A 25,733-nucleotide genomic window follows, 5' to 3' on the forward strand; every position below is an offset into this window, starting at 1 on the left:
ACCCGGATAACGAGGAGCCACCAATGACCGCTGAACAGTTCGATCAACTGTGGCTCCTCACGTTTTGTACCGCGCTCGTCGTCTCATTCGGGCTCGGTGCAATCAAGGGTGGCCAACGATGAGCTCCGCAACCCTCATCGGCTACCTGTTAGGAGCCTACGCCCTAGGTTGGGCGTGGGGTAAGTCCACACTCGCGTTCAAGCAATTCATGGAAAAAACACTATGAAAACCCAACTGAAAAACGCTGCCGTCCGTACCCGTTTCGCCCTCCGCAAAGTCGCCGGCAAGGCAACGGCTGTCTCCGTCACCATGATTGGCGGCACCACCGCTGCCATGGCATCCGACGGTGGCTCTGCTGCATCTGCCGCATTCTCTGAACTCTCCAGCCAGGCCGCCAGTATGGCCAGCGAAGCGTGGCCCGTCGTGACCGCCATCGTCGGCTCACTGCTCGCCATCGGCCTGTTCAAGAAGTTCGCCAACAAAGCCACCTGATCCGGTGGTTCAACCGGCCCCGATCTCCGCCCTGGGCGTACACCGGGGCCGGTGACTCAAGGGGCCTTCCGGGGCTCCTTTTTTGTTGGTGGCTTATGCGAATTCTTATTTTTCTTCTTTTTGCTATCGCCTATTCATCGAATGTGTCGGCGGCTCAAATAATAGCTACCTATAGTTATGCCGATCGGTATTTTGGTCATGATGAACCTATTTCTAGACTCATCCCTAGATACCCCGATCACGCACTCTGGGCTAGGTTTAACCGCGATGATACTAAAATTATTTATGCTGAAAAAATCACGAACATAGATTCTGACTATGTGCTTCCCGATGTTCCTATTTACAATTTCGTCTATACCGACGAGCAGTGCCAGTCTGCTTATGGTGGCGAACGCATTATAGATGGCCCCTCCCTAGATAACTTATCTGCCAATTTTGGCTCTTGTTCTGTTACTGCCGGCCCCGGACTCACAGCATGCGGGAGCAATGATGATGGAACGACTTGGTGTTCTGCCAATTGGGTTGCTGTGTCTACCGGGGAAAAAAATGAAGATGAAGAAGTTGAAACCCCGGATATATATGAGCCTACTGACGACCCTGATTCCTGTTCCATAGGCTCCGTTACAACAGGTGGTAAAACCTATTGCTATACCGGCGGCGCTAACAATGTCACCGAGGTGACTATCGACGAAAACGGGGATGTTATCGATGACTCCAATGACGGCGGCAACTCTGGCGGCAGTGACGGCGGTGGTTCTGGCGGGGGTGGCGGCTCTGACGGCGGTTCATCCGGTGATGGTTCCGGTGGCGGCGGCGGCTCTGGTGGTGGCGGCTCGTCAGGGGGCGGTAGTGGGGATGGTGGGTCGTCCGGTGGCGATAGCGGCTCTGACGGTGGCAATTCTGGCGGGGACGGTGACAGCGGTAGCGATGACGGCGAGGGGCTGGATGGCGTCATCGATGCCATCGGCAGTGTCCGCAAGGCCATCAACGATGGCTTCTCTAACCTCGTCGACACCTTCACCAACCAGGATGGCGCGCCCTCGGGCGAAGATGTCGTGGCCGATTTCGACGGCCAGGGCCTCAGCGATGACCTGATGGCCGAGGTCGAGTCCCAGAACGACGGCATCCAGGGCGAACTGACACAGCGTTACCAGGATCTATTCGAGTCCGATTCCAGCATCCTCGGTTCGGCCCTGAACAGCGTCAGGGACACCGCCACCTCCTGGCTTCCCTCGATCCCTTCCGGTGGCGGCTGCAACCCGCTGTCGTTCTCCTTCCAGGGCCACACGCTGACGATTGAGTGTCGCGTCTTCGATCTCATCAAAGCCGCCCTCTCCTGGATTCTGTTCTTCTTCACCGCGTACCAGATCACCATGATGGCGCTGTCGTATCGCAACGGCGGGGAGGCCTAATCATGGGAGCCCTCGTCCGCCTACTTTTCACTGCCCTGGTCCCGCTGCTCCGCGAGTTCTTCAAGCACTTCGGTGGCGTGCTGCTGCGGTTCTTCTTTTGGCTCAAGGTCGCCAGATTCGGCCTGTTCATGATCAAGGTCGGGATCTTCCTCGGCCTCGTCACCGGCATGGCCGCCGTGATTTCCGGTGTGGTCGACGGGCTGACGGTGTCCCTCCCGCCGCTGTTGGCCGACGGGTTCAACCGGGTCTTGCCGGACAACTTCTCCAACTGTGTCGCCGCCCTGGTCATGGCGAAGTTCGCGGTCTTCGCGCTCCAGGTGAAGGACCGCATCTTGAGTCTTGGGGGCATCTGATGGCCGTCTACGTCGTCACCGGCAAGCTCGGCGCGGGTAAAACCCTGGTCGCGGTGGGCAAGATCAAGGACAAGCTGAACCGCGGCTGCCCGGTGGCTACCAACCTGGATCTCCGGCTGAACAAGCTGATCGGGGAGAAGGCCAGGAACACCCGCGTCTATCGCATCCCGGATAAGCCCCAGTTGGCCGACCTGGAAGCGATCGGCAGGGGCAATGACACCTACGACGAAGCCAAGAACGGTCTCCTGGTGCTCGACGAGTGTGGTACCTGGTTCAACTCCCGCTCCTGGGCCGACAAGTCGCGCCAGGCCGTCATCGACTGGTTTCTCCACGCTCGGAAATTGGGCTGGGACATCATTTTCCTGATCCAGGATCTCTCGATCATGGACAAGCAGGCCCGCGTTGCCCTGGCGGAGCACGTCGTCTACTGCCGCCGCCTGGATCGCCTCTCGATCCCGTTCATCGGCTCGCTGTGGTCGATGTTCGCCGGCGGCAAGCTGCCGATGCCCAAGGTCCACCTCGGCATCGTCAAGTACGGGGATTCTCCGCAAAGCCTCGTCGTCGAGCGCTGGACCTATACCGGCCGCTCGCTCTACCCGGCCTATGACACCAAGCAGGCGTTCTCCGACGCCTACCCCCACCAGACCTATTCCATGCTGCCGCCGTGGCTCACCCATGGCGTGTTCCGCGTGCCCCGCGACGCGAGGTTCTACATGCGCCTGACCCGCATCTACTGGAAACGCTTCAACCGACCGTTGATGGCGGTCGCCGCTTTCGCTCTGGGAATCGTCCTCACCACGTCCGTGCTGGTCATCGATGAAGTCGATGCGCGCAACAGCCGACCGGACCCGGAGGCCACGCCCGACACCCCCGCCCCCACGGTCGACCTCACGGCCTACCAACGGGCGCGGATCACCGGGTATGCCCAACTGGGCGACCTCACCACCTATCGACTCCTGGACGGCGACAACCGGCCCACCACCAGCCACGACCTCGAGCGCCAAGGGCTCACCGTCGTGCCGATGGGCGCCTGTCACCTCCGCCTCGAATCTGGAGCTCAACATGCTGACATCGGTTGTTAGATCCCTTTGCAATGCCCTGTTTGTCTCGCTGCTGGCTGCATGGCTGTTATTGCTGGCGCGGCCATTGTTCGCCATGCCCATCGATATGCAGGGCGCCGACGTGCGGGAGTTCGTTCACTGGTACAGCCAGGAAACCGCCACGCCCATCGCCATCGATCCTCGCGTGGACGGCACCCTGACCGTCTACGCCCCGGACGTGACGCCGGAACAGCTCCCGGAGTTCTTCCAGGGGGTGATGCAGTCCCACGGCTACCAGCTCGTCCCCGGCAATCCGCCGACGCTGGTACCCGCTCGGTCTCAACAGACGTTCATGGCCCAGATCGGCACCCCGGCCCCTCGGGATCCCAGCGTCTCCCGCGTGCTGCCGATCACCCACCTCCGGGCCGACGATCTCGCGCCCCTGGTCGATGCCTTCCTGGCCCAGACCACCACCGGCAGCCTCACCGCCGCCAATGCCCAGATCCTCCACGCCGCCAACGCGCTCCTGGTCAACGGCCCCCAAGATCGGATCGACGCTCTGGAGCAGCTCCTGCCGCAGATCGATGTCACCCGCGCCCAGGTCCTCATTCGCGCCATCATCTTCGAAACCAGCGACGGCGATACCTTCGATCTTGGTGTCGCCTTCGGCCGAGCCAGGAACGGCAGCAACGCCGCCGGCGGCTTCAACACCTCCAGCCTGGGTAACGCGCTCTCGGTGCCCGGGGCTTCGTTCGGGATCTTCGACGGCGACACCCTCGCGCTCGCGGTGAACGCCATCCGTCGCGACTCCAATGCCCGCGTACTCTCCACGCCGCAGATCCTCACCCTGTCCGGCCAGCGCGGCACCATCAGCGTCGGACAGAACGTGCCGTTCATCACCGGGCGGATCACCGGCGAAGCGGCCAACATCGAAAACCCGTTCCAGACCATCGAGCGCAAGGACATCGGCATCACCCTGAACGTGTTCCCGGTGGTCACGCCCTCCGGGCTGGTGGTCATGGACGTCAACACCGCCGCCGACAGCCTGACCGACTCGCTGTTGGCCTCGGACATCATCACCAACCAACGCAGCATCGCCACCACGGTCCAGATCCAGTCCGGCCAGTCGGTGCTCCTGGGCGGCCTCGTCTCCGAAGAAAACCGCCGTCAGGAAAACTCCGTCCCGTTGCTCTCCGATATCCCCGTCATCGGCGGCCTGTTCCGCTCCACCTCGACCAGCAGCCAGACCAGCAACCTCTATGTGCTGCTCCAGGCCACCGTGCTACCCACCCAGGAGGTCACGTCATGAACCCGGCTATCGATAGCTTTTCACCCAACGATCGCGGCGGATCTCATAGGCAACCACTATTACCCAACGCCTGGGTACCGCTCGCCCAGTGGCTCGCGATCCTGGCCATGACCGCCGAGCACGTCTCCAAATATCTCTGGCCCGATGCCGCGTTCACGCCCTGGGCCATCACCCTCGGCCGCGTCGCCTTCCCGCTGTTCGCCGGCATGGTCGCGTGGCATCTCCTCCACAACACTCGTCGGCCGGCTCGATACGGCCTCCGGCTGCTCTGGGTAGGCTCCCTGGCGCAACTGCCCTATGCCCTGGTCGTCACCCCGGACAAGCTGAATGTCTGCTTCACCCTCGCCCTGGGCCTGCTTGCCGTGGTCGCGCTGCAACAGATCCAGGAACGCACTCTCCAGGCGGCCATCGGCATCGTCCTGGTCATTCTGGCTCTCTCGATCAGCCCCCACGTCGAGTACGGCCTGTTCGGCCTGCTCCTGGTGCCGGCGTTCGTGCTGGCCTACCGCTACCCACATCGCACCGTTGCCGCGATCCCGGTGCTACTCCTGGCCGCCGTCATTAACGGCTCCCCGCTGCACATGCTCATCAGCACCGCCACGGCCATGACGCTCATTCTCCTGGCCAACGGTTCGCTGCGTCTCGATGTCCCGGTGCCGGCCATCCCGCGCCCGCTCCGGCTCTCCTGGTACCCGCTGCATTTGGCCGTCATCGCGGCTATCACCTGGAGCCTGTCGCTATGAGGAGTTCAATACGGACTGCCGAGGGCACACGACTAGCGAGTGGGGGTAAACGAGTCTGTCGTGGGTCACCGGTAGTCAACGGGGCTGTCATTCCAACAACGACATACGATCACGACCTAAACCGTCTTTATATGTCTTTGATTGTCATTGAAAAACAGCAGATGCGCATGTCGAACCAGTCCCTTACGGTTGGATTGGTCAGTGTTCATGATTCAGCAGTCCAGCCGGGCGAGACCCTCCATGTAACACGTCTCGCAGATTAACTATCGAAACCGTCAAAAACCGTCATTGACCGTCATTACAAGGAACATGCCATGAAACGCTGGGAACGCTACTCCATCGAGTCACTCATCGAAGACCGCGAAGACCCCAGGGGTCGGCTTTTTCTAAGTCCCAAGGGCCAGCAGCAACTCGGCCACATCAAGCTTCTCCACACTGGCGTCGACACCGTGCGTCAGCTTTACGCCGGCAAGCCTTGCCTCGCCCTGTTCGATCAGATCATCGAGACGTACCGCGAAGGACGTGGCGCCACCATCGACCTGTTCGGCACCACCTGGATCGTCGGCGCCGGCAACACCAACAGCGGCTTCCGTTACCGGCTCCAGAACAACGAGCTTGGCGTCATCGTCCTGTTCTACGCCCGGCACACCAAGGCTGAAGACGTCGGTACTCACCTCAAGATCGAGCTGTCGCCCCACTTCATCCACGAGCGCAGCACTGCCGATATCCAGACCTACCTGGATAGCATCGCCAAGGAACTGATGGCCTACGTCGAGCCCATGGGCTGCGCCGTTCACCTCGCCCTGGACATCCAAGGCTGGAAGCCCCCGAAAGACTTCATGGACCGCTTCGTCACCCGCTCCAAGAAGGTCACCAAGATCGACGGCATCGACGATTTCAGCTTCAACCACGGCACCATCGCCACCACCTACGGCAACGCCGAAACCTTCATGTTCGGTACCGCCAGTGCGCTCCAGTGCTGCATCTACAACAAGACCAAGGAGGCCCACGCCCGCGACAAAATCCACTTCTGGGAAAGCATCTGGAACACCGCCTCCAGCGACGACCCCACCGTCTCCGACTACGATCCCAGGAAAGAAGTGTGGCGTATCGAAATGCGCTTCCATCAATCCGTGCTGCGGGAATTCGCCCAGGGCGTCCCCTGCAACGTCGACACTGGCGAATGCCTGGACATGGAACACGGCTTCAAGCGCTTCATCGACACTGTGCCCCACCTCACCGGCCTCTGGCGCACCGCCATGGGCAAGTACCGCCTCGACCACTCCCGCAACCTCATCGACAGCGCGTGGCAGCTCCTGCAGGAAGACGCTCGGTTCTACGATCACGAACCCCACTTCCTCTACAAACGGGCCCGCAAGGCCCCTGGGCTCGGTAACGAAAAGAACGTCGCCCTGGTCGTGGGTAACCTCATCTCCCTCTACGCACGCCAGGGCTTCACCACCCAACAAGCCATGAACGGTCTCACCCGCTGCGGTGCCTGGGACGATATCGCCAACTACTACCGGCGACGGGGGATCGATGCCGACCAGCTACGGCTACTCATCTCGCAACGGCTCGTCGAGCGGCGATTACTAGGGAAGGCTGCTTAGTGGCGATCAAGAAAACCGCGAAGGGATGGCAGGTCGACATACAGCCTGGAGGCCGCGGGCAGCGACGCGTTCGAAAGTCGTTCCCTACGAAAGCCGAGGCCCAACGCTTCGAAAACAAGATCCGGGCTCAGCATGCCGACGGCACGCCCTACCTGAAACCTCAGCGCGATGACCGGACTCTCTCCGATCTCGTCGACCTCTGGTACGCGCATCATGGCATGTCGCTGAAAAGCGGAAAGGAACGCGTCAGGTCGCTCAAGAACGTCGCCCAGGCACTGGGCAATCCCAAGGTTCGACACTTCACGTCCCAGATCTGGGCAGAGTACCGAACGGAGCGGATCAAGGAAGTCTCCCCGATCAGCGTCAATCACGAACACGCCTATCTCAAGGCCGTCTTTTCCGAACTCGGACGCCTCGGGCTCTGGGATCAGGAAAACCCGCTGGCACGCATCCGCATGCTCCGCGTTACTGAAAAAGAAATGGCGTTTCTCTACGAACCCGAGATCCGTACGCTGCTTACCCGGCTCAAGAGCCTCGCCAATCGAGATTGCTATTACATCACCTGCATCTGTCTCTCGACGGGCGCACGCTGGTCTGAAGCCGAAACCCTCCGCGCCGAGAACCTCCGAGCCGACCGCGTCACGTTCGTCGACACCAAAGCCGGCAAGAATCGAACCGTTCCCATCGACCAGCAACTGGCCGGGCAGATACGGCAGCGCAAGCGCGTGGGGCGACTGTTCGGTAATGCATACAAGGTATTCGGGCAGGCCATTGAAGACAGCAAGATCCAGCTACCAGCGGGGCAACTGACCCACGTCCTGCGGCACACATTCGCCAGCCATTTCATGATGAACGGCGGCAACATTCTGGTTCTTCAAAGAGTCTTGGGGCATGAGTCGTTGGCCATGACCATGCGCTACGCGCACTTTGCACCCGACCACCTGGAGGAGGCGGTAAAATTCAATCCGCTGGCGCGGTTGACACTTGGTTGACACATACAAAAAAACCGCCTTGAAGGGCGGTCTCTTGAAAGGCTTAAAAAGCCTTTTGAATCAATCTCTAAGCTCTGGTGCCGACACCAGGAGTCGAACCCGGGACCTACTGATTACAAGTCAGTTGCTCTACCAACTGAGCTATGTCGGCGAGCATAGAGACGTCAGCGATGGCTGGGGTAGCAGGATTCGAACCTGCGCATGCCGATACCAAAAACCGGTGCCTTACCACTTGGCGATACCCCAGCATTGATGGTGGCCAGAGACGGAATCGAACCGCCGACACGGGGATTTTCAATCCCCTGCTCTACCAACTGAGCTATCTGGCCCTCGCCAACGGGGACGCATTTAACCAGCATGCCGTTTGGGGGTCAAGCCTTTTTATTTCAAAAAGATGAGTTCCCTTCACGCTGCCGGAAAATCACTGGCCAGGCGGCACGTAGCCCTCGGCGTGATCCGTTTCCTGATTGTCGAAGAACCGATTCATCTGCGTCGTCAAATACTCCCGCGCCTGCGGGTCCAGCATATTGAGATGCTTCTCGTTGATCAGCCGCGTCTGCAGTGCCTGCCACTCCTCCCAGGCGCGCCGGGAGACCGTCTGCTGGATCTCCTGGCCCTTGGCACCGGGCAGCGGCGGAAATGCCAGTGCTTCTAGCTCCTGCTGGTACTTGCGGCAGAATACCGTCTGCGCCATGTCAGTCTCCTCTCAGTCGATAAGTGCGTGCGCCTGGGCCAGCATGGCCAACAGGGTCTTGACCGGCGCCGCCAGTCCCACCTGCGCCGGTGCGGCGGGATCGACCCACCGCTGGTTCGATTCGGCCACGGTGGCAGCCTGGCGATCCGGCAGTCGGACCGGTCTCGGCGTGATCTCCAGGCGAAAGTGGGTAAACGTGTGCGTGAACGATCGCCAGGCAGTACCGAGGTGCGCGCCTCGGTAGCGCCGCTCCAGCCAGTCGTGCAACTCGCTGTCGCCATCGAACTGCGGAAAGCCCCATAAGCCGCCCCACAGGCCGCTGGGCGGACGTTGCTCGAGCAGCACCCGGCCCGCGTCGTCCTGCAACAGTAACATCTGTGTCTGCCGCGTCGGCAACTCGCGCTTGGGCTTGGAGCCGGGATAGCGGCGTTCGTCGCCCTGTTCGTGGGCCACGCAGACATCCTCGAACGGACACAGCAGGCAGCTCGGCTTGCCGCGTGTGCAGATCATGGCACCGAGATCCATCATCGCCTGGGTGTACTCCGGAAGTCGGCGTTCCGGCGTGTAGCGCTCCGCCAGCTCCCACAGCCTCGCCAGCACGTCGCTCCTGCCCGGCCAGCCCTCCACCGCGTGCAGGCGAGCCAGCACGCGCTTGACGTTGCCATCGAGAATCGCGGCACGCTGGCCGGTGCTGATGCTGATGATGGCGCCGGCCGTGGAACGACCGATCCCCGGCAGCGCCGTCATCGCCTCGGGATCGTGGGTCGGGAACTCGCCATCGTGATCGTCGACGACGACCCGGGCCGCCTTGTGCAGATTGCGAGCACGGGCGTAGTAGCCGAGCCCGGTCCACAGATGCAGCACGTCGTCCTGGGGCGCATCCGCCAGCGTCCGGACGTCGGGAAAGCGCGCCATGAAGCGCTCGAAGTAGGGAATGACGGTAGTGACCTGGGTCTGCTGCAGCATGATCTCTGATACCCAGACCCGGTAGGGCGTCTTGTCGTGCTGCCACGGCAGCGACTTGCGACCGTGGGCGTCGAACCAGCCGAAGACTCGCTCGCGAAAGGCCTCGGCCGATAGAGCTATTTCCGCCAAACAGCACCTCTCCAGAGTGGTGGAATCGAGTTGATCATCGATGGTGAATCGATCCGGAAAATCAGTTGGCGCCAGAGTCTGGGGTCGGCTTGACGAAGAGACGCCGACATCGCGTCGGCGCCGGAGAGTCCGCTACTGGCTCGGCTCACTTGAACAGATCGCGGAGCTTGTTGCCGAGTTTCTCGGAAGCGCCTTCCCCCAGTTTGTCGTCGATCTTCTGACGGGTCCCTTCATCCAGCTGCTTGTTCAGCTCCTTGTCGACACGCTCGCCAGCCTTGCGCTTGGCCTCGTCCGTGGCGAGATTCGCCAGCGAGTCCTGAAACGCTTCACGATCGAATCCACACCACTGCCCGGGGGCATCACTCAGGTTGCCCTGACAGCGAATCGGGAAGTCGATTTTGGCCAGTCGCGGATTGACGCCGCAGGCGGCCTTGTCAGCGGTGTCGGTAAAGCGTGCCGCCGCGCGATAGTCGAAACGGTTGGTCACCAGGTTGACATCGCCCTTGCCGGTCACCGCGATGCCGGGAATGGCGATATCCAGGTCGTCGTTGTGCGCCACACCCTTGTCGACTTTCACACTGGCCTGCAGACGATCGAAGGCGGTGTCCTTGCTCCACTCGCGGGTCGACTCGCGGCCTTCCAGGGTCGCTACCGCGCTGCACAGCTGACGCGACACGTTGACATCGAGCATCGCGCCGTCGTCGATCCGCAGCGCCGCCTGGCCATCGAGATTCTGCTTGAGCCCTTCGGCGGTGTTGGTGCGTGAATCGAAATCGCCCTGCAGGTTGAGCTTGCCGCGCAGCGGCGAGTCCTTGCCGCTGAAGTCCCGGTAGAGCGGCGCAATGTCGACCCCATTCATGCGCTCGGTGAAGGACAGCTTCATCGGCGGCTGGCGAAGATCGAGCGCGCTCGAGGCCTTCAGCGAGCCGCCGTAGAGCGAGGCATCGAGCGAATCGATGCGCTGGCGTCCACCACTGCCGCTGGTGTTCAGTTCGACATCACCCATCTGAACGCCCTTGGCCTTGAGCGAGTCGAGCGTCAGATGCCCCTCCTGCTTGAGCTCGGCCAGCCAGGCGACCGGCAGCAGCTCGGCACCTTCGGCCGCGGCCAGCGCCGGCTGGACCCCGAGCGCCGAAAGCCATGCCGTGTCCTTGCCGTCACCACTCTCCGTCCCCTCCGCGCTAGGGGCCCGAGGGGGCAGATAACGATCCAGGTCGAGCTGGTCACCCGCCAGATCGAAGTCCAGCGCCCGACCGTCGAAGGCGCCCCCCAGCGAGCCCTGGAATGTCGTGTCGTCCAGCGTCAACTGCAGCTTGTCGAAGTCGATACGCTGGGCATTACCGGTGAAGGGTCCGTTCAACGAGAGCGCCGTGAGCGCCTTGTCGTCGGCGCTGTTCACCTCGACACCGAAGCGCGTCAGCCAGTCCCGAACGGATAGCGGCGCGAGTTCCAGCCGCCCCTGGTATTGCGGCGCGTCATCCAGTTGCGTGACGTCCAGGTTGCCTTTGAGGTTCAGGCCATCGTCCCCACTCAGGACGACATCGCCTAGCGTGGCGGTCCGGGCCTCCAGGTCGGCCACGGCATTGGCGCGAAGATCCAGCGATAGCGGCGTTTCCTGCATGGCCGTGTGGTAGAGCGAGGCGCCCAGTTCGATTCCATCGGCCCGATACTGCTTGGCCTGGGTGTCCGCGACCAGCGTGGCGACCTTGAGGTTGAGCGACTGCGCCTGCTCGGCCAACGCCGGCAATTGCGCCTTACCGTTGAGCGTCACGTTCTCGAAGGTGTAGCGCCCGGCGCCGAGATCCATGCGCATCTGGCTCTTGAACTGGAGGTTGCCGTCGACGCTCGGCTGACGTCCGTCGACAGCGAACGACAGCTGGACCGGGAATGACGACTGCGGGCTGACGTTGCTGCTCTGCAGGCTCAGGTTGGCCAGCGTGACATCCAGCGATTTCTGCTGGTCGACGTAATTCACCTGGCTGTTGGAGACCTTGACGCTGGCGATATCGAACGCCACGGCCTGGTCGTCGCCCGGCTTCAGGCCGGGGCCTCGTTTCTGGAGCTGGGCCGGCTGCTCCGACTGCGCGGTATTCTGCGGCGGTGATGTCGGCGGCGCTTCCCCCGTCTGGCCGGCGTCGTCGTTGCCGGCCAGGCGATCCAGCAGTACCTGCCAGTTGCCCCGGCCCTGCGCGTCGCGGGCCAGGTTGAGGCGCATGCCATCGAGAATCAGCCCGTCGACGGAAACGTCTCCCGTCAGCAGCGGCGTGAAGGCCACGCTGACCTCGGCGCTGTCGAAGCCGACGAAGGGCGCATCGTCCTGCGACTGTTCGGGAAGCCAGGCCTCGGCGTCCTTGACACTGACGCCGATGCGCGGATAGAAGGACCACGACAATGGACCATCGAGACGCAGTTCGAGCCCGCTCTGGTTGCGGACCGCCTCGATCAGACGCGGCTTGAGATCGTTCGGATCGAAGAACGTGGTGATGTAGACGACAGCCACGACGACCAGAATTCCCAGTACACCGATCGCCGCCAGCAGTGCTCTGACCAGCCCCTTCATTCGAATCCTCCCTGTGCGCGAACATGGGCAGGCACTCGTGGGCGGGAACCGCTGCTCCACTCGAGCCGAATGCGGCTGGGCGTGGCCCGATGATGCGACTCGACCTGCTGTGCGGTTTCCGGCATGCCCCCTGTGTCTCCCTGTCGGCGGAACGACTTGACTGCGGTGGAGAACGGCCGAATTACAGCCGCCCGATAAACACCGCCATTGTAGCGGATGCGGCGCCCGATTCACTATAATGGCCGATTCTCGCCAACCGTACCGGGAGATTTCCCCCGCATGTCCGAGCGCATCGCCACGGTGTCGCGCGACACCAACGAGACGCAGATCACGGTGACGGTGAATCTGGACGGCAACGGCCGCCTCGATTGCCGGACCGGGGTCCCCTTTCTAGATCACATGCTGGACCAGGTGGCCCGCCACGGCATGCTCGACCTGACGATAGACGCCCAGGGCGACCTCGAGATCGACGAGCACCATACCGTCGAGGATCTCGGCATCACCCTCGGCCAGGCGTTCGCCCAGGCGATCGGCGACAAGCGCGGCATTCGTCGCTACGGCCACGCCTACGTGCCACTCGACGAGGCTCTCTCTCGTGTGGTGATCGATTTCTCCGGGCGGTCCGGGCTGTTCATGGATGTCGAATTCACCCGCGCGACCATCGGCCGGCTCGATACCCAGCTGTTCTGGGAGTTCTTCCAGGGGTTCGTCAACCATGCCCAGGTCACCCTGCACATCGACAACCTGAAGGGTTTCAACGCGCACCATCAGGCGGAAACCATCTTCAAGGCGTTCGGTCGCGCACTACGCGCGGCAGTCGAGCAGGATCCGCTAATGGCCGGCCAGATGCCATCGACCAAGGGCAGCCTGTGATACCGGCCGGCGCCATCACCGACTCAGCGAGGAAACCGCAATGACGATCGCCGTGATCGATTACGGGATGGGCAATCTGCACTCCGTGGCCAAGGCGCTCGAGCACGTCACCCATGAGAACGTCATGGTGACCCGCGATCCGCGCTCGATTCGCGGCGCTTCGCGGCTGGTGCTGCCCGGCCAGGGGGCGATCCGCGACTGCATGGGCGAACTCCAGCGCACCGAGCTCGAGGGGCTGGTCAAGGATCTGCTCGAGGAGCAGGCCAAACCGCTGCTCGGCATCTGCGTCGGCCAGCAGATGCTGTTCGAGCGCAGCGAGGAGAATGGCGGCATCGACTGCCTCGGTTTCCTCCCCGGTGGTGTGCGTCACTTCGGCCATAACCTGACCAGCCCCGAGGGAGAGCGCCTCAAGGTACCTCACATGGGCTGGAACCGGGTGACCCAGCATCATGCGCATCCGCTGTGGAACGGCATCGAGGACGGCGCGAGGTTCTACTTCGTGCACAGCTATTACGTCGAGGCCGCCAGCGATGCCGATATCTTCGGCAAGACCGCTTACGCTGGCGCCGATGCCCATGTGGTCACCGGCCGCGGCACCGTGTTCGCGGTGCAGTTCCACCCGGAGAAGAGCGCCAAAGACGGCCTTCAGCTGCTGGAAAATTTCGTCAACTGGGCGCCCTAGGCACAATCCGAGACATGGCCGCCCCGCCGGCTTTTCAGACGGCACCTGACTGACTCAAAGGACTCGAAACCATGCTGGTAATCCCCGCCATCGATCTCAAGGACGGCCAGTGCGTGCGGCTCAAGCAGGGCCGCATGGACGATGCCACCTCTTACGGTGACGACCCGGTGGCGATGGCTGCACGCTGGGTCGAAGCCGGCGCCCGGCGGCTCCATCTGGTCGATCTCAACGGCGCCTTCGAGGGCAAGCCGGTCAACGGTGAAGCCGTCACCGCCATCGCCCGCGCCTATCCCGACCTGCCAATCCAGATCGGCGGCGGCATCCGCAGCCCTGACACCATCGAGCACTATCTCGCCGCTGGCGTCAGCTACGTGATCATCGGCACCAAGGCGGTCAAGGAGCCGGAGTTCGTCGGCGAGATGTGCCGCCGGTTCCCCGGCCACGTGATCGTCGGCCTGGACGCCCGCGACGGCTTCGTCGCCACCGATGGCTGGGCGGAAGTCTCGACCGTCAAGGCGGTGGACCTGGCCAGACGCTTTCGGGATGACGGCGTCTCCTCGATCGTCTACACCGACATCGCCCGCGACGGGATGATGCAGGGCGTCAACGTCGAAGCCACTGCCCAACTCGCCCGCGACGGCGGCCTGCCGGTGATCGCCTCCGGCGGGGTGACCGACCTGGAAGACATCCGCGCCCTGGCCGAGGTCGCCGACAGCGGCATCATCGGCGCCATCACCGGCCGCGCCATCTACGAAGGCTCGCTCGACGTCGCCGAGGCCCAGGCGCTGAGCGATTCGATTCAGGGCGATTCGATGCGGGGCGATGGGATCGATACCGAAGGAGCCCGCTCATGACATTGGCCAAGCGCATCATTCCCTGCCTCGACGTCGACGCCGGCCGCGTGGTCAAGGGTGTCAATTTCGTCGGTATTCGCGATGCCGGCGACCCGGTGGAGATCGCCAAGCGCTACAACCAGCAGGGCGCCGACGAGATCACCTTTCTCGACATCACCGCCAGCCATGAGGACCGCGACACCACCGTCGAGATGGTCGAGCGCATTGCCGGCGAAGTGTTCATCCCGCTCACCGTCGGGGGCGGCATTCGCCGCTGCGAGGATATCCGCACCATGCTCAACGCCGGGGCGGACAAGGTCTCGATCAATACCGCCGCCGTCACCAACCCGGATTTCGTGCGCGAGGCCGCCGAGCGCTTCGGCAGCCAGTGTATCGTGGTGGCGATCGACGCCAAGCGGGTCAGCGCCGAGGGCGAGCCGCCGCGCTGGGAGATTTTCACCCATGGCGGCCGTCGCCCCACCGGGCTGGACGCGGTCGAGTGGGCGCGCAAGATGGTCGACTACGGCGCCGGGGAACTGCTGCTGACCAGCATGGATCGCGATGGCACCAAGGTCGGTTTCGATCTCGGTGTGACCCGCGCGATCAGCGACGCGGTCGAAGTGCCGGTGATCGCTTCCGGCGGCGTCGGCAACCTCGACCATCTGGTGGCCGGGGTGAAGGAAGGCGGCGCCGATGCGGTGCTGGCCGCCAGCATCTTCCACTTCGGTGAGTACACCATCCCCGACGCCAAGCGCTACATGGCCGAGCACGGGATCGAAATGCGGCTCTGAGCGCTCCAAGGCCGGCGCCAAAGCCGCCAGCACTGATCGACGAAAAGCGCCGCGACCCGACCGGGTCGCGGCGCTTGCGTTGGTGCGGCGCGCTTCGGTGCCGTAGCCAGGACGATGTCAGGGCAGATAGCGCGGGCGGAAGATGCCCTCGAGATCGGCATAGGGGATGGTCAGCACCGGCTGGCCCACGGCGTACGGCGCCAGGTCGTAGACCTGATACTTGACCGCGACGGCATCCGCCAGCGGCGCGACATTGTCGGAGACGACGAACGGCCACTGGGACTCGGACAGTCCGCGCGCCTGGTCCGTCTGCAGCCAGCGCCGGTGGGCCCGCTCCAGCGCCGCTTCGTAGGCCGGTCGCTTGCCCGGCTGCAGCATGTCGGCGAGATCGACGATCTGCTGCGTGTCGCGCTGGATCACCATGTAGGAGGTCAACGGCAAGCCGTGGGCGCCGCCACTGTAGAGATAGCCGTCGAGTTCGATCACCAGCAGGTCGTCGTGGTCCGCCACGACGTGGGCCTTGAGATCGGCCTCGTAGCCCGGCAGCTGCGGCACGTCTTCGCGAGCGCGACGCGAAGCTGCAAAGACCTGGTCGGCAAAGGCGTCGAACGAGGTTGCCTGTCCCATGGCACTGCCGTCGGGGTTGTCGCTGAGCCCGCTCGCCAGCCCGAACAACCGTCGCTCGAGCTCGGCGGAAAGCCGTGGTGACTCGGGGAAACGCAAGTAGGCCGCATTGACGTCGGCGCAGCTGTCCTTCTCGCAACCCGGCTCGTGGGCGCTCTTCACCACCGCCTCGGTTCGTAGCGCGTCACCTCCCCATCCGGTCAGGCTCTGGCAGCCTGACAGCATGACGGCCGCCAGAGTCAGGCCGCCAATCAACCAGCGCTTCTGCATGGTGTTCCTCCATGAACGTTCGTAGATGAGGCGCCGAGTGGTCGTCAGCGTTATCCACACGCCTCAGCGTAGCCGGTTTGTCCACAACCGGTAGCGAGTCAGTCGAGACTCAGGCCCAGGTTGCTGACCCCCTGGTTGCGACCGAGCGCGCGCAACGCCGAGAGCGCCTTGAGCCCCGGGTCGGCCTCGAGCGCTTCGAGTACTGCGTCCTGGAAGTCGCGCTCGTCCTGCATCAGTTCATGCTCGCGAAACAACGCGTCGAGCCGTTCGGCATCCTCGCTGCCCTCGGTCATCTCGATATAGGCGCGTACGCCGTTGCGCGAGACGCGGCTCACCTCCAGCGCCGCTTCCGGGGCTTCGCCGCGCAGGGTGTCCAGCAGCGTGGTCAGGGCCATGACCGCCTCCGTCGCCCGCCGCGCACCAAAGCTGTCATCGGCCTCCGGGGGCTCGACATCGGCGAGCTTCTCGGCCTGCTTGTCGAAGTCGATCTTCGCCGCGGCGATCTTGAGCCGCTCCCACACCAGATCCAGCACGTTGTGGAGTACGCTGGGGTTGCCCTGGCCGCTCACGCCGGCGTAGAGCGCGTAATTGGGTACCAGCCGCTCGCTCAACGCGGCCATGAAGGCGATCCGCTGGCGCGCGTCGAGCTGGCGCAATCTGGCGTTGAAGCTACCCGAAGGCTTGGTCATGAACTCTCCGTCACTCTGGCCACATCAAATGCGTGGGTACGCGGCCGCTGGCATCGAAAACGACACCCTCGGCGCGCAGTTTCTCGTGCTGTCGCTGGGCACCGCCATGATCCGCGATTCGGCGGCTGGCACCAATCACCCGATACCAGGGCAGGCCGTGCCCGGTCGGCAACTGTCGCATTGCCGTACCGACCATGCGCGCCGTGGCCCCCTCCGTCATCCCGGCGATCCGACCATAGGTGGTAACACGCCCCGGCGGGATCTGCGCCACGATGGTGTAGATCTGTTCGAGAATCTGGGCTCGGATGGCCATGACTAAATGCTAACTCCCCGCTTGTGGAGTCGCCCGGTCGACCCCATCATGGACACATCATGCATATCTATTTTCTCCAGCATAGTCCGTTGTTCGGTCCCGCCCGCATGGCGGACTGGCTCACCGGTATGGGTCACAGCTACAACCACTGCCGGCTCGATGAGGGCGAACTACCGCCGCCGCTGGCCAACTGCGACGCGCTCGTCCTGCTCGACGCTTTCTCGCCACCGGAGGCGACGCTGTTCAAGCGAGAGCGCAAGCTGGTGGATCGCGCCCTGAAGAGCAACAAGCCGGTGCTGGGCATCGGCTTCGGCGCCGGCCTGATCGCCGAGGCGCTAGGCGCCATCGTGTCCCCCGCGGTTCAGCCGGAGATCGGCTGGCAGCCGCTGACCCTGGCCGACGACAGCCCCTTCGATCTGCCCGAGATGTTCGAGACGCTGCTCTGGCATCGAGACATCTTCGGCCTGCCGGATGGCTGCCTGCCACTGGGCAGCACACCAGCCGGTCCGGTCCAGGGGTTTGCCTGGGATGCGGGTCGCGTCGTCGCGCTGCAGTGCCATCTGGAGTCGACCGCCCAAGGCACGGCGGCGCTGTGCAATCACGACCTGCCGACGACCGCTGCCGCTGCCTATGTCCAGACCCGTGACGAGATCCTGCGCGACCCGAGACGCTTCGATCGGCAGGCGGCACTGCTGGACCGGGTCATGACCCAGTGGCTCGATGGCCACTAGCGTCGAAACGGAGAGGGCGGCACTAGGCCGCGTACTCACGCTCCCACTGCCGGGCGACCGCAAGACAGCTGTCCCAGTCCCCGACGTGCAGGGTCGGCCGGGGCTGGTGCTCGATCTGATGACGATACATCGGATCGTAATACTCCCTTAGCAGCGGAGCCAGCCAGTCATCGTGCGCCTGCACGTTGCCGAGACGTTGCGCCGAGAACGCCCGCTGCTGTGCCTCGATCAATCGCGCCAGCCGCTCGCCCCCCAAGCGTTTGCCGAGGCGTTTCAGGGCACCGGAAAGCTGCTTGCGAAACAGCACCTCGCCCAGTTGCAGACCATAGTGGCGATGGTAGATGTCGCTGAGATCCTCGATGTAATCCTTGCGGATCTGTTCGAGGCGCCACTCCAGTGGCATCTCCACGCGAATGCACGGCGCCGCTTTCATCGACTGCCAGAAGGTCGCCGGTATCGCCAGGCGGCCGATTCGCTGCGACTCGTCCTCGACCACGCGGGCCCGTGGCAACCGCATCAGATCCAGCGTCAAACCGTGCTCGAAATCGATCTGCGAGGGGCCGGCCATCGGGTGCTGGCCAAAGGCCGAGCCCTTGTGACGTGCGTGGCCTTCCAGGTCGACTCCCGAACCGAGCGCATTGATCAGTGCGGTCTTGGCACAACCGGTCAAGCCCGCGACCAGCAGCAGAGGGGCCTGGCTATGGCTTTCGAGCGCCTCGATCAGTTGGTTGCGCATCGCCTTCCAACCGCCGCGAATTCGCGGTAGCGGATGGCCCCGTTCGGCCAGCCACTGCTGCGATATCTTCGACCGCATTCCGCCGCGGAAACAGTAGATCACGCTATCCGGTGCCGCTTCGAGCGCCTGCTCCCAGGCGGCGAGAGATCTTTCACGGCGGTCGCCCGAGACCAGGTGGTTACCCAGCGCAACCGCCGAGGCCTGGCCGGCCTGCTTGTAGCGAATGCCGACTTCGCGACGCTCGTCGTCATTCATCAGTGGCAGGTTGATCGCACCGGGCAAGGCGCCCGCCGAGAACTCGATCGGCGCACGCACATCGATCAGAGGCCGCTCCAGCAGTGCCAGGTCCGCGTCGATGAACTCGTCGCTTTTCAACCGCGCACCTCGATCAGTCCCGCGCCGCCGCGAGGCGTGATGCACTCGCCGAACGCCTCCAGCTTGAGCTGGTGCTGGCGCCCGATCCGCTCGACATCGTCGGCCCAGGCCGGATCCACGGCCAGCAGCAGCCCTCCGGAAGTCTGCGGATCGCACAGCCACTGCCAATGGGCGGCGTCCATGTCCGGCAGCGCCTTGCCGATCGCCTCGCGATTGCGCCCTGTACCGCCCGGCACCGCACCCTGGCGCCGATAGGCCTCGGCTTCCGCCAGCCTCGGCAGCTTGGCGAAGTCGATTCGCGCCTCGACGCCGCTGGCCGCGCACACCTCGCTCAGATGACCCGCCAGGCCGAAGCCGGTGACATCGGTCATGGCATGTACGCCCTGAATCTTGGCCAGCTCCTTGCCGATGTCGTTGGCGACCAGCATGGTCTCGCGCGCCAGGCCGTGATGTCCGGGCTGCAGCCTGCCCTGCTTCTCGGCCGTCGTCAGCAGCCCGACGCCCAGCGGCTTGGTCAGATAGAGCAGGTCGCCGGGCTTGGCACCGCTGTTGAGCTTGAGGTTGGCGAGATCGACCAGGCCGTTGACCGCCAGCCCGAAGATCGGCTCCGGCGCATCGATGGAGTGCCCGCCCGCCAAGGCAACGCCCAGGGCGCGGCAGACGGCCTGGGCGCCGGACATGACGTCACCGGCGATTTCCGCCGGCAGCTTGTCCAGCGGCCAGCCGAGGATACCCAGTGCCATGACCGGATCCCCTCCCATGGCGTAGACGTCACTGATGGCGTTGGTCGCCGCAATGCGGCCGAAATCGAACGGATCGTCGACGATCGGCATGAAGAAATCGGTGGTAGAGATCAGGCCGCGGCCGTCGCCGAGATCGTAGACGGCGGCATCCTCGCGCCCCTGGTTGCCGACGATCAGATTCTGGCTGTTGGCGCCCGGTCCCGCCTTGGCGAGAATCCGATCGAGCACGTCTGGGGCGATCTTGCAGCCACAGCCGGCCCCGTGGCTGTACTGCGTCAGGCGAATGGCACTCATTTCTGGCTCCTCGTCCCGTTCCTGGAGATATCGATCCTGGCAGTCAGTTTAACCGACCCGGCGACGCCACTCAGCGCTGGCGGCCGAGTCGCCCGCTCTTACAGCGCCTCCAGCGCCTCGGCCAGCTTGTCGACCGCCACCACCTGCATGCCGGCGGGCGCCTTCTTGGGCGCATTGCCGCGCGGCACGATGGCCCGCGTGAAACCATGCTTGGCGGCCTCGACGATGCGCTCCTGGCCGCTGGGGACCGGCCTGATCTCCCCGGAGAGGCCGACCTCGCCAAACACCACCAGCTCCCGCGGCAGCGGCCGGTTCTGGAGACTGGAGACCACCGCCAGCAGCACCGCCAGATCGGCGCTGGTCTCCAGCACCTTGACCCCGCCGACGACGTTGAGAAAGACATCCTGATCGCCGGTGAACAGGCCGCCGTGCTTGTGCAGCACCGCCAACAGCATGGCCAGGCGGTTGTGGTCGAGCCCCACCGCCACGCGCCGGGGATTGCCCAGCGCGGACTCGTCGAGCAGCGCCTGGACTTCGACCAGGATCGGACGGGTGCCCTCCCACACCACCATCACCAGACTGCCGGAGGCCTGCTCCTCGCTCCGCGACAGGAAGATCGCGCTGGGGTTCTTGACCTCCTTGAGGCCGAGCTCGACCATCGCGAACACGCCGAGTTCGTTGATCGCGCCAAAGCGGTTCTTCTGCCCGCGCAAGGTGCGGAAACGCGAGTCGCTTCCCCCCTCCAGCAGCAGCGAGGCGTCAATCATGTGCTCGAGCACCTTGGGGCCGGCCAGGGTGCCATCCTTGGTCACGTGGCCCACCAGCATCAGCACGGTGTTGCTCTGCTTGGCGAACCGCGTCAGCGCCGCCGCCGACTCGCGAACCTGGGCAACGCCGCCGGGTGCCGAGCCGATATCCTCCAGATGCATGGTCTGGATGGAGTCGATGATCAACACTTCGGGACGCTCTCGCTCCGCCACGGCCAGCAGCGTCTCGATGCTGGTCTCGGCGAGCATCTTGAGCCCCTGGGTCGGCAGTTGCAGACGGTGGGCCCGCATCGCCACCTGCGACAGCGACTCCTCACCGGTCACGTAAAGCACCCGCTTGCTCTGGGCCAGACGACAGGCCGTCTGCAACAGCAGGGTGGACTTCCCGGCACCGGGATGGCCGCCCAGCAGCACCGCCGAACCCGGCACCAAGCCGCCGCCGAGCACCCGGTCGAACTCCTCGAACGTGGAGCTGAACCGGGGTACCTCGGTAAGATCGACGCCAGAGAGATCGACGACTTCCCGCGACAGCGTACCCGCGTAGCCGCCACGAGCGCCGCTACTACCGGGAGTCGAGGCGCCGGGTCGCGCGCTGCCGAGGCGAATCTCGGTCAGCGTGTTCCACTCACGGCAGTTGCTGCACTGGCCTTGCCATTTGCTGTATTCCGCACCGCATTCGGTGCAGACGAAGGCACTCTTCGCTTTTGCCACGCGCGGGGTCTCCGTCAGGCCGGGTAGAGGATCGCAAGATACGTAGGGTGCCACAAAGGGTCAGCCCTCAACGACGAGAGGCGGCCCATGGCCGCCTCTACGCTCGTCAGTGCCTGGCCTACTGGCGAGTCAGGCGCAACATCTGGCCGTTCTCGAAACGACGACGCTGGGGATCGATCAGTTCCAGCGTGCGGTCATCGATCTTCTGGAAATAGTAGATCTGACCTTCGCCGTTCGGCGTCAGCTCGTAGACCGTCGCCTGCGGGTCGACCGCGGTGCCCGTCATCGTTTCCCACTGACCTTCGTACTGCTCGGGATCCGGATTCTGCGGGTGATTCATGTAGTCGGCTTCGAGCGTGAAGGTGCGCTGCGAGGCCGGCGAGGACTCGGTCCCGTTGAGATTGACGGTCAGGTCGATGCCATCGCAGCTACGGCAAGGCAGCGTGCCTTCGTAGGTGACGGCGTTCGACGACATGCCGGCAGAGGAGTCGGCGGTGCCAGACTGAGTCTGGGATCCACCGCTGGCACAACCGGCCAGTACGGCTACCGTGGCGGCGCTGGCCAGCAACGTCCTGATCTGCATATTGGTTCTCCTTACACTTCTGGGCCATACAGGCCGCATTGGCGGCCACGTGACTACAGGATAGCGGTAAGTCTCCTGCATGACATCCCATTCAAACGAGAGCATCAGGCTGCCACGCGAGCGCGTCTCAATCCATTACTGAATAGTCGGTATAGCCTTCGGCGCCACCGCCATAGAAAGTCTCCGGATTCGGTTCGTTGAGGGCCGCATCACGCCGAAACCGCTCGACCAGGTCCGGATTGGCGATATAGGGGCGGCCGAAAGCGGCGGCGTCGCCCAGCCCATTGCCGATCAAGGTCTCCGCGCGCTCGGCCGTGTAGTGCCCGCAGTAGATCAAGGTGCCGCTGAAGCGCTCGCGCAGGTCGCGGCGGAAATCGTCGGTCAGTTGCGGGCCTTCGCCGGTCCAGTCGGGCTCATTGACGTGCAGGTAGGCGATCCGGCGACGGCTCAGCTCGCTGGCCAGGTAGCGCATCATCGCCTCGGGCTCGTCATCCGACAGGCCGAATATCTCGATGAATGGCGACAGGCGCACACCGACACGTCCTGCCCCCATGACGTCGATGACGGCATCGGTGACTTCCAGCAGCAAGCGAGCGCGGTTGACGACGCTGCCGCCATAGCGGTCACTGCGCTGGTTGCTGCCGGTGGCGAGGAATTGCTGCAGCAGGTAGGCATTGGCGGCGTGGACCTCGACCAGGTCAAAACCGGCCCGCTGGGCGCGTTTGGCAGCCTGGCGGTAATCGTCGATCACACCGGGGATCTCGTCGAGTGCCAGCGCACGCGGGGTGCTGGTGGGATGCTGGCCCGAGCTGCCATCTTCGAACTCGACGAAGCAGTTGGCCCCCTCGGCGCGCAGGGCGCTGGGGGCGACCGGCGCCTGACCCTCCGGCTGCACCATCTCATGGGAGATACGTCCGACATGCCAGAGCTGGAGTGCCATCTTGCCTCCGGCCTCGTGCACGGCATCGACGACCTGACGCCACCCGGCTTCCTGGGCATCGGTCCAGATCCCGGGGGTGTAGACGTAGCCCCGCGCCGTGGGCGAGATATTGGTCGCTTCGCTGATGATCAGCCCGGCACCGGCGCGCTGAGCGTAATATTCGGCCTGTAGCGCCCCCGGCACGCTGTCCGGGGTGCGTGCGCGCGTGAGCGGTGCCATCAGCACGCGGTTGGAGAGTTCGACGTCGCCGACGGTGATGGGCGAGAGCAGCTTATCGTAATCCATGGAATCCCTTCGATCGTTGAGTTGAGCGGATACCTCATAGATGAGGCAGTTAGAACACTAATCAACCCTGTCACCCACATTCGACGGGAGTGGCTTGCACCGCTTCGGACCAGAGGTCACTATGAGCTCAGACCCGCCACGCCTAACGAGCATCGTAGAAAACGTCCCGCGAGAGATCATGAGTCAATTCTGGAGTCCCGCCGTTCGCGTCCTGACGCCCTACGTACCGGGCGAGCAACCGCGCGAAAAACTGGTCAAGCTGAATACCAACGAGAACCCCTATCCGCCCTCCCCGGCCGTCGAGCGGGTGTTGCAGGCGTTCGCGGTGGACCACCTTCGCCGCTACCCCGATCCCGAATCGCTGGCACTGCGCCAGGCATTGGCGAGGACACACGATGTCGAGCCAGACCAGGTCTTCGTCGGCAACGGTTCCGATGAAGTGCTGGCACTGGCGTTCCAGACCTTCTTCTGCCAGCCGAAGCCACTGCTGATGCCCGCCATCAGCTATAGCTTCTATCCGGTCTACTGCAAGCTCTACGATATTCACTATCGAACCGTGGCGCTGGACGACCGCTGGCAGATCGCCCTGGAGGCCTTCGACACGGACAACGGTGGCGTGGTGTTCGCGAACCCCAACGCACCGACCGGCCATGGCCACTCGCGCCAGGCTGTCGCGCAGCTGCTGGAGCGCGTTACCGAGAGCGTGGTCCTGGTCGACGAGGCCTATGTCGATTTCGGTGGCGAGAGTGTCGTGCCGTTGATCGCGGACTATCCCAACCTGCTGGTTACCGGGACCTTGTCGAAAGGGCGCAGCCTGGCCGGTTTGCGTGTGGGCTACGCGATCGGCTCGCGTGAGCTGATCGAAGGGTTGGAGCGCGTCAAGAATTCCTTCAACTCCTACCCGATCGACATGCTGGCCAGCGAAGTCGCCATCGCTTCGCTCGAGGATCAGTCGCACTTCCAGGCGTGCTGCGAACAAGTCATGGCCACCCGCGAGTGGACACGCCAACAGCTCGAGACGATGGCGTTCGAGGTCCTGCCATCACAGACCAACTTCCTGTTCGTGCGTCATCCCCAACACAGTGGGGCCAGCCTGTTCAGCGGTCTGCGCGAGCGCGGCATTCTGGTTCGTCATTTCAACAAGGATGGCCTCAGCGATTTCCTGCGTATCTCGATCGGCACCGATGACGAGATGGGCAGCCTGGTCGAAGCGTTGCAGGTCATGGTCTAGCCGGGCGCCATCAAAATGGTACCGGCTTGCCATCCCAGTCCCAGAAACTGCCGCTCTCGTCGGGGCGGCGGTCTTCCATTACCGCGAGCAATCGCGCTGCCACGAAATCTGGCGTGAATAGCTTTCCCTCCGGAACTCGACCCTGGAAGGGCCGGGACAGGCCGGTATCCGTGGTGCCGGGATGGAGATTGAGCACTATCGCCTGCCGGTTGTAGCGCGCCAGCTCGACGGCGGCAGTGCGCAGGAACATGTTGTGTGCTGCCTTGCTGGCTCGATAGCCGTACCACCCACCCAGTCTGTTATCGCCGATCGAGCCCACCCTGGCCGAGAGGCTGGCGATGATGGCGGGGTGGTGACCCTTGAGGGAATCGACTAACGTCTGGATCAGCAGAACCGGCGTGATGGCGTTGACGTGAAACAGCGTGGACAACGTTTCGGCATCGAGGTCCTCGAGCCGCTTGTCCGGCGAGATCCCGCGCCGCTCGTCATGCAACAAGCCTATGGTATTGAAAAGCAGGTGCAGGGGCGCACCATCCAATTGCGTCTTCAGCGCCTTGAGCCCCTCCCCGGTCGTGACATCGGCTTTCAGATTTTCGACTCGGCGATCTTCGTGCTCGAGACTCTGACGGGAAACCGCAATGACACGCCCCGGACGATCACTCTTCAATAACCGACTCAGCATGGCCTGACCGATACCACCGCCGGCACCGGTCATTACAGCCGTGAATCCTTCGGGTAGCGCTTGCAGCATGGCTCGTTCCCTCGCCTGGCGATGAGTTCCTCGGTACGGCAAGAAGACTAGTTGATACGGTCACGAGATGCGCCACCCGAGATCTTCCGAGGGTGCCGCCATAAAAAACCCCAGCCTCTTTCGAAGCTGGGGTTGGGTATAGAAGCCTGACGATGTTCGGGCCGGCCACCCGGCGCGCGGCGCTCCGCGACTTGACTCGTCTCCTCCTGAG

The 25,733-nt window shown here is 63.6% G+C and carries 27 protein-coding genes and 3 tRNA genes; 15 read left to right on the forward strand and 15 right to left on the reverse strand.

All coding sequences use genetic code 11. The annotated features are described in order from the left end of the window. The first annotated feature begins 23 nt into the window (after positions 1 to 23). The 9 genes from DOM45_RS20475 to DOM45_RS03745 all read left to right on the forward strand — a co-directional run bounded on the left by DOM45_RS20475 (position 24) and on the right by DOM45_RS03745 (position 7,951). A complete protein-coding gene (locus DOM45_RS20475; RefSeq protein ID WP_425272023.1) occupies positions 24 to 122 on the forward strand; it encodes a tail virion protein G7P-2 in 99 nt (32 codons plus the stop codon). A 100-nt stretch (positions 123 to 222) separates the two neighbouring features. Next, the gene (locus DOM45_RS03705; protein WP_110598147.1) at positions 223 to 492 is read left to right on the forward strand and encodes a major coat protein; all 270 of its coding nucleotides are present in this window, start codon (positions 223 to 225) and stop codon (positions 490 to 492) included. Between the two features lie 95 nt (positions 493 to 587). Beyond that, positions 588 to 1,904: a hypothetical protein gene (locus DOM45_RS19970; RefSeq protein ID WP_157958346.1), complete on the forward strand. Its 1,317-nt coding sequence runs from the start codon at positions 588 to 590 to the stop codon at positions 1,902 to 1,904. 2 nt (positions 1,905 to 1,906) lie between these two features. Next, positions 1,907 to 2,257, forward strand: a complete 351-nt coding sequence (locus tag DOM45_RS03720; protein ID WP_110598149.1) for a DUF5455 family protein — start codon at positions 1,907 to 1,909, stop codon at positions 2,255 to 2,257. Beyond that, positions 2,257 to 3,339 carry a zonular occludens toxin domain-containing protein gene (locus DOM45_RS03725; protein WP_110598150.1) on the forward strand — a complete coding sequence of 361 codons (1,083 nt, stop codon included), beginning with the start codon at positions 2,257 to 2,259 and terminating at the stop codon, positions 3,337 to 3,339. The genes DOM45_RS03720 and DOM45_RS03725 overlap by 1 nt, the downstream gene beginning before the upstream one ends. Then, positions 3,320 to 4,606: a secretin N-terminal domain-containing protein gene (locus DOM45_RS03730; protein ID WP_110598151.1), complete on the forward strand. Its 1,287-nt coding sequence runs from the start codon at positions 3,320 to 3,322 to the stop codon at positions 4,604 to 4,606. Before DOM45_RS03725 ends, DOM45_RS03730 begins: the two co-directional genes overlap by 20 nt. Further along, positions 4,603 to 5,349, forward strand: a complete 747-nt coding sequence (locus DOM45_RS03735) for a TraX family protein (RefSeq protein ID WP_110598152.1) — start codon at positions 4,603 to 4,605, stop codon at positions 5,347 to 5,349. Before DOM45_RS03730 ends, DOM45_RS03735 begins: the two co-directional genes overlap by 4 nt. 314 nt (positions 5,350 to 5,663) lie before the next feature. Then, on the forward strand, positions 5,664 to 6,959 hold the full coding sequence (locus DOM45_RS03740) for a hypothetical protein (RefSeq protein ID WP_110598153.1): 1,296 nt from the start codon (positions 5,664 to 5,666) through the stop codon (positions 6,957 to 6,959). Next, a complete protein-coding gene (locus DOM45_RS03745) occupies positions 6,959 to 7,951 on the forward strand; it encodes a phage integrase (protein WP_110598154.1) in 993 nt (330 codons plus the stop codon). Before DOM45_RS03740 ends, DOM45_RS03745 begins: the two co-directional genes overlap by 1 nt. Before the next feature lie 75 nt (positions 7,952 to 8,026). Here the strand turns inward: DOM45_RS03745 and DOM45_RS03750 are convergent. The 6 genes from DOM45_RS03750 to DOM45_RS03775 form a co-directional block, all read right to left on the reverse strand. Continuing rightward, positions 8,027 to 8,102 (reverse strand) — tRNA-Thr (locus DOM45_RS03750). A 20-nt stretch (positions 8,103 to 8,122) separates the two neighbouring features. Next, positions 8,123 to 8,197, reverse strand: a tRNA-Gln gene (locus tag DOM45_RS03755). A gap of 7 nt (positions 8,198 to 8,204) precedes the next feature. Continuing rightward, a tRNA-Phe gene (locus tag DOM45_RS03760) sits at positions 8,205 to 8,280 on the reverse strand. Positions 8,281 to 8,372: 92 nt separating this feature from the next. Next, positions 8,373 to 8,645 carry an oxidative damage protection protein gene (locus DOM45_RS03765; protein ID WP_110598155.1) on the reverse strand — a complete coding sequence of 91 codons (273 nt, stop codon included), beginning with the start codon at positions 8,643 to 8,645 and terminating at the stop codon, positions 8,373 to 8,375. Positions 8,646 to 8,657: 12 nt separating this feature from the next. Then, a complete protein-coding gene (gene mutY / locus DOM45_RS03770) occupies positions 8,658 to 9,740 on the reverse strand; it encodes an A/G-specific adenine glycosylase (protein WP_110598156.1) in 1,083 nt (360 codons plus the stop codon). A 145-nt stretch (positions 9,741 to 9,885) separates the two neighbouring features. Then, the gene (locus tag DOM45_RS03775) at positions 9,886 to 12,300 is read right to left on the reverse strand and encodes an AsmA family protein (protein WP_110598157.1); all 2,415 of its coding nucleotides are present in this window, start codon (positions 12,298 to 12,300) and stop codon (positions 9,886 to 9,888) included. A gap of 279 nt (positions 12,301 to 12,579) precedes the next feature. On the opposite strand from DOM45_RS03775, the gene hisB reads away from it, so the two are divergent. From hisB to hisF, 4 genes are all read left to right on the forward strand, one after another. Further along, positions 12,580 to 13,173 (forward strand): imidazoleglycerol-phosphate dehydratase HisB, encoded by a 594-nt coding sequence (hisB, locus tag DOM45_RS03780; RefSeq protein ID WP_110598158.1) that lies wholly within the window; start codon positions 12,580 to 12,582, stop codon positions 13,171 to 13,173. Positions 13,174 to 13,213: 40 nt separating this feature from the next. Beyond that, on the forward strand, positions 13,214 to 13,855 hold the full coding sequence (hisH, locus tag DOM45_RS03785) for an imidazole glycerol phosphate synthase subunit HisH (RefSeq protein ID WP_110598159.1): 642 nt from the start codon (positions 13,214 to 13,216) through the stop codon (positions 13,853 to 13,855). Positions 13,856 to 13,926: 71 nt separating this feature from the next. Then, complete coding sequence (gene hisA / locus DOM45_RS03790; protein ID WP_110598160.1) at positions 13,927 to 14,709, forward strand: 1-(5-phosphoribosyl)-5-[(5-phosphoribosylamino)methylideneamino]imidazole-4-carboxamide isomerase; 783 nt, start codon at positions 13,927 to 13,929, stop codon at positions 14,707 to 14,709. Next, complete coding sequence (gene hisF, locus DOM45_RS03795; RefSeq protein WP_110598161.1) at positions 14,706 to 15,479, forward strand: imidazole glycerol phosphate synthase subunit HisF; 774 nt, start codon at positions 14,706 to 14,708, stop codon at positions 15,477 to 15,479. The genes hisA and hisF overlap by 4 nt, the downstream gene beginning before the upstream one ends. Before the next feature lie 117 nt (positions 15,480 to 15,596). On the opposite strand, the gene DOM45_RS03800 is transcribed toward hisF, so the two are convergent. From DOM45_RS03800 to DOM45_RS03810, 3 genes are all read right to left on the reverse strand, one after another. Next, entirely contained in the window at positions 15,597 to 16,373 is a 777-nt protein-coding gene (locus DOM45_RS03800) for an RsiV family protein (RefSeq protein WP_110598162.1), read from the reverse strand. A 98-nt stretch (positions 16,374 to 16,471) separates the two neighbouring features. After that, positions 16,472 to 17,062, reverse strand: coding sequence for a YjaG family protein (locus DOM45_RS03805; protein WP_110598163.1), 591 nt, complete (start codon positions 17,060 to 17,062; stop codon positions 16,472 to 16,474). Between the two features lie 10 nt (positions 17,063 to 17,072). Further along, positions 17,073 to 17,375, reverse strand: a complete 303-nt coding sequence (locus DOM45_RS03810) for an MGMT family protein (protein WP_110598164.1) — start codon at positions 17,373 to 17,375, stop codon at positions 17,073 to 17,075. Between the two features lie 59 nt (positions 17,376 to 17,434). On the opposite strand from DOM45_RS03810, the gene DOM45_RS03815 reads away from it, so the two are divergent. Beyond that, entirely contained in the window at positions 17,435 to 18,106 is a 672-nt protein-coding gene (locus tag DOM45_RS03815; protein WP_110598165.1) for a type 1 glutamine amidotransferase, read from the forward strand. Between the two features lie 22 nt (positions 18,107 to 18,128). Here DOM45_RS03815 and mnmH read toward each other — a convergent pair whose 3' ends face one another. From mnmH to DOM45_RS03840, 5 genes are all read right to left on the reverse strand, one after another. Beyond that, on the reverse strand, positions 18,129 to 19,217 hold the full coding sequence (mnmH, locus tag DOM45_RS03820; protein WP_110598166.1) for a tRNA 2-selenouridine(34) synthase MnmH: 1,089 nt from the start codon (positions 19,215 to 19,217) through the stop codon (positions 18,129 to 18,131). Then, positions 19,214 to 20,254, reverse strand: coding sequence for a selenide, water dikinase SelD (gene selD, locus DOM45_RS03825; RefSeq protein ID WP_110598167.1), 1,041 nt, complete (start codon positions 20,252 to 20,254; stop codon positions 19,214 to 19,216). Before selD ends, mnmH begins: the two co-directional genes overlap by 4 nt. 98 nt (positions 20,255 to 20,352) lie before the next feature. Beyond that, a complete protein-coding gene (radA, locus tag DOM45_RS03830) occupies positions 20,353 to 21,732 on the reverse strand; it encodes a DNA repair protein RadA (RefSeq protein WP_110598168.1) in 1,380 nt (459 codons plus the stop codon). 118 nt (positions 21,733 to 21,850) lie between these two features. Next, the gene (locus tag DOM45_RS03835) at positions 21,851 to 22,315 is read right to left on the reverse strand and encodes a copper resistance protein NlpE N-terminal domain-containing protein (RefSeq protein ID WP_110598169.1); all 465 of its coding nucleotides are present in this window, start codon (positions 22,313 to 22,315) and stop codon (positions 21,851 to 21,853) included. A 127-nt stretch (positions 22,316 to 22,442) separates the two neighbouring features. Continuing rightward, positions 22,443 to 23,540, reverse strand: a complete 1,098-nt coding sequence (locus DOM45_RS03840) for an alkene reductase (protein WP_110598170.1) — start codon at positions 23,538 to 23,540, stop codon at positions 22,443 to 22,445. A 178-nt stretch (positions 23,541 to 23,718) separates the two neighbouring features. Between DOM45_RS03840 and hisC the strand changes: the two genes are divergently transcribed. Continuing rightward, complete coding sequence (gene hisC / locus DOM45_RS03845) at positions 23,719 to 24,771, forward strand: histidinol-phosphate transaminase (protein WP_110598171.1); 1,053 nt, start codon at positions 23,719 to 23,721, stop codon at positions 24,769 to 24,771. Positions 24,772 to 24,781: 10 nt separating this feature from the next. Here the strand turns inward: hisC and DOM45_RS03850 are convergent, their stop codons facing one another. Next, positions 24,782 to 25,522, reverse strand: a complete 741-nt coding sequence (locus DOM45_RS03850) for an SDR family NAD(P)-dependent oxidoreductase (RefSeq protein WP_110598172.1) — start codon at positions 25,520 to 25,522, stop codon at positions 24,782 to 24,784. Between the last annotated feature and the right edge of the window lie 211 nt (positions 25,523 to 25,733).

The sequence above is a fragment of the Salinicola lusitanus genome, from assembly GCF_003206045.1.
Taxonomy (GTDB): domain Bacteria; phylum Pseudomonadota; class Gammaproteobacteria; order Pseudomonadales; family Halomonadaceae; genus Salinicola; species Salinicola lusitanus.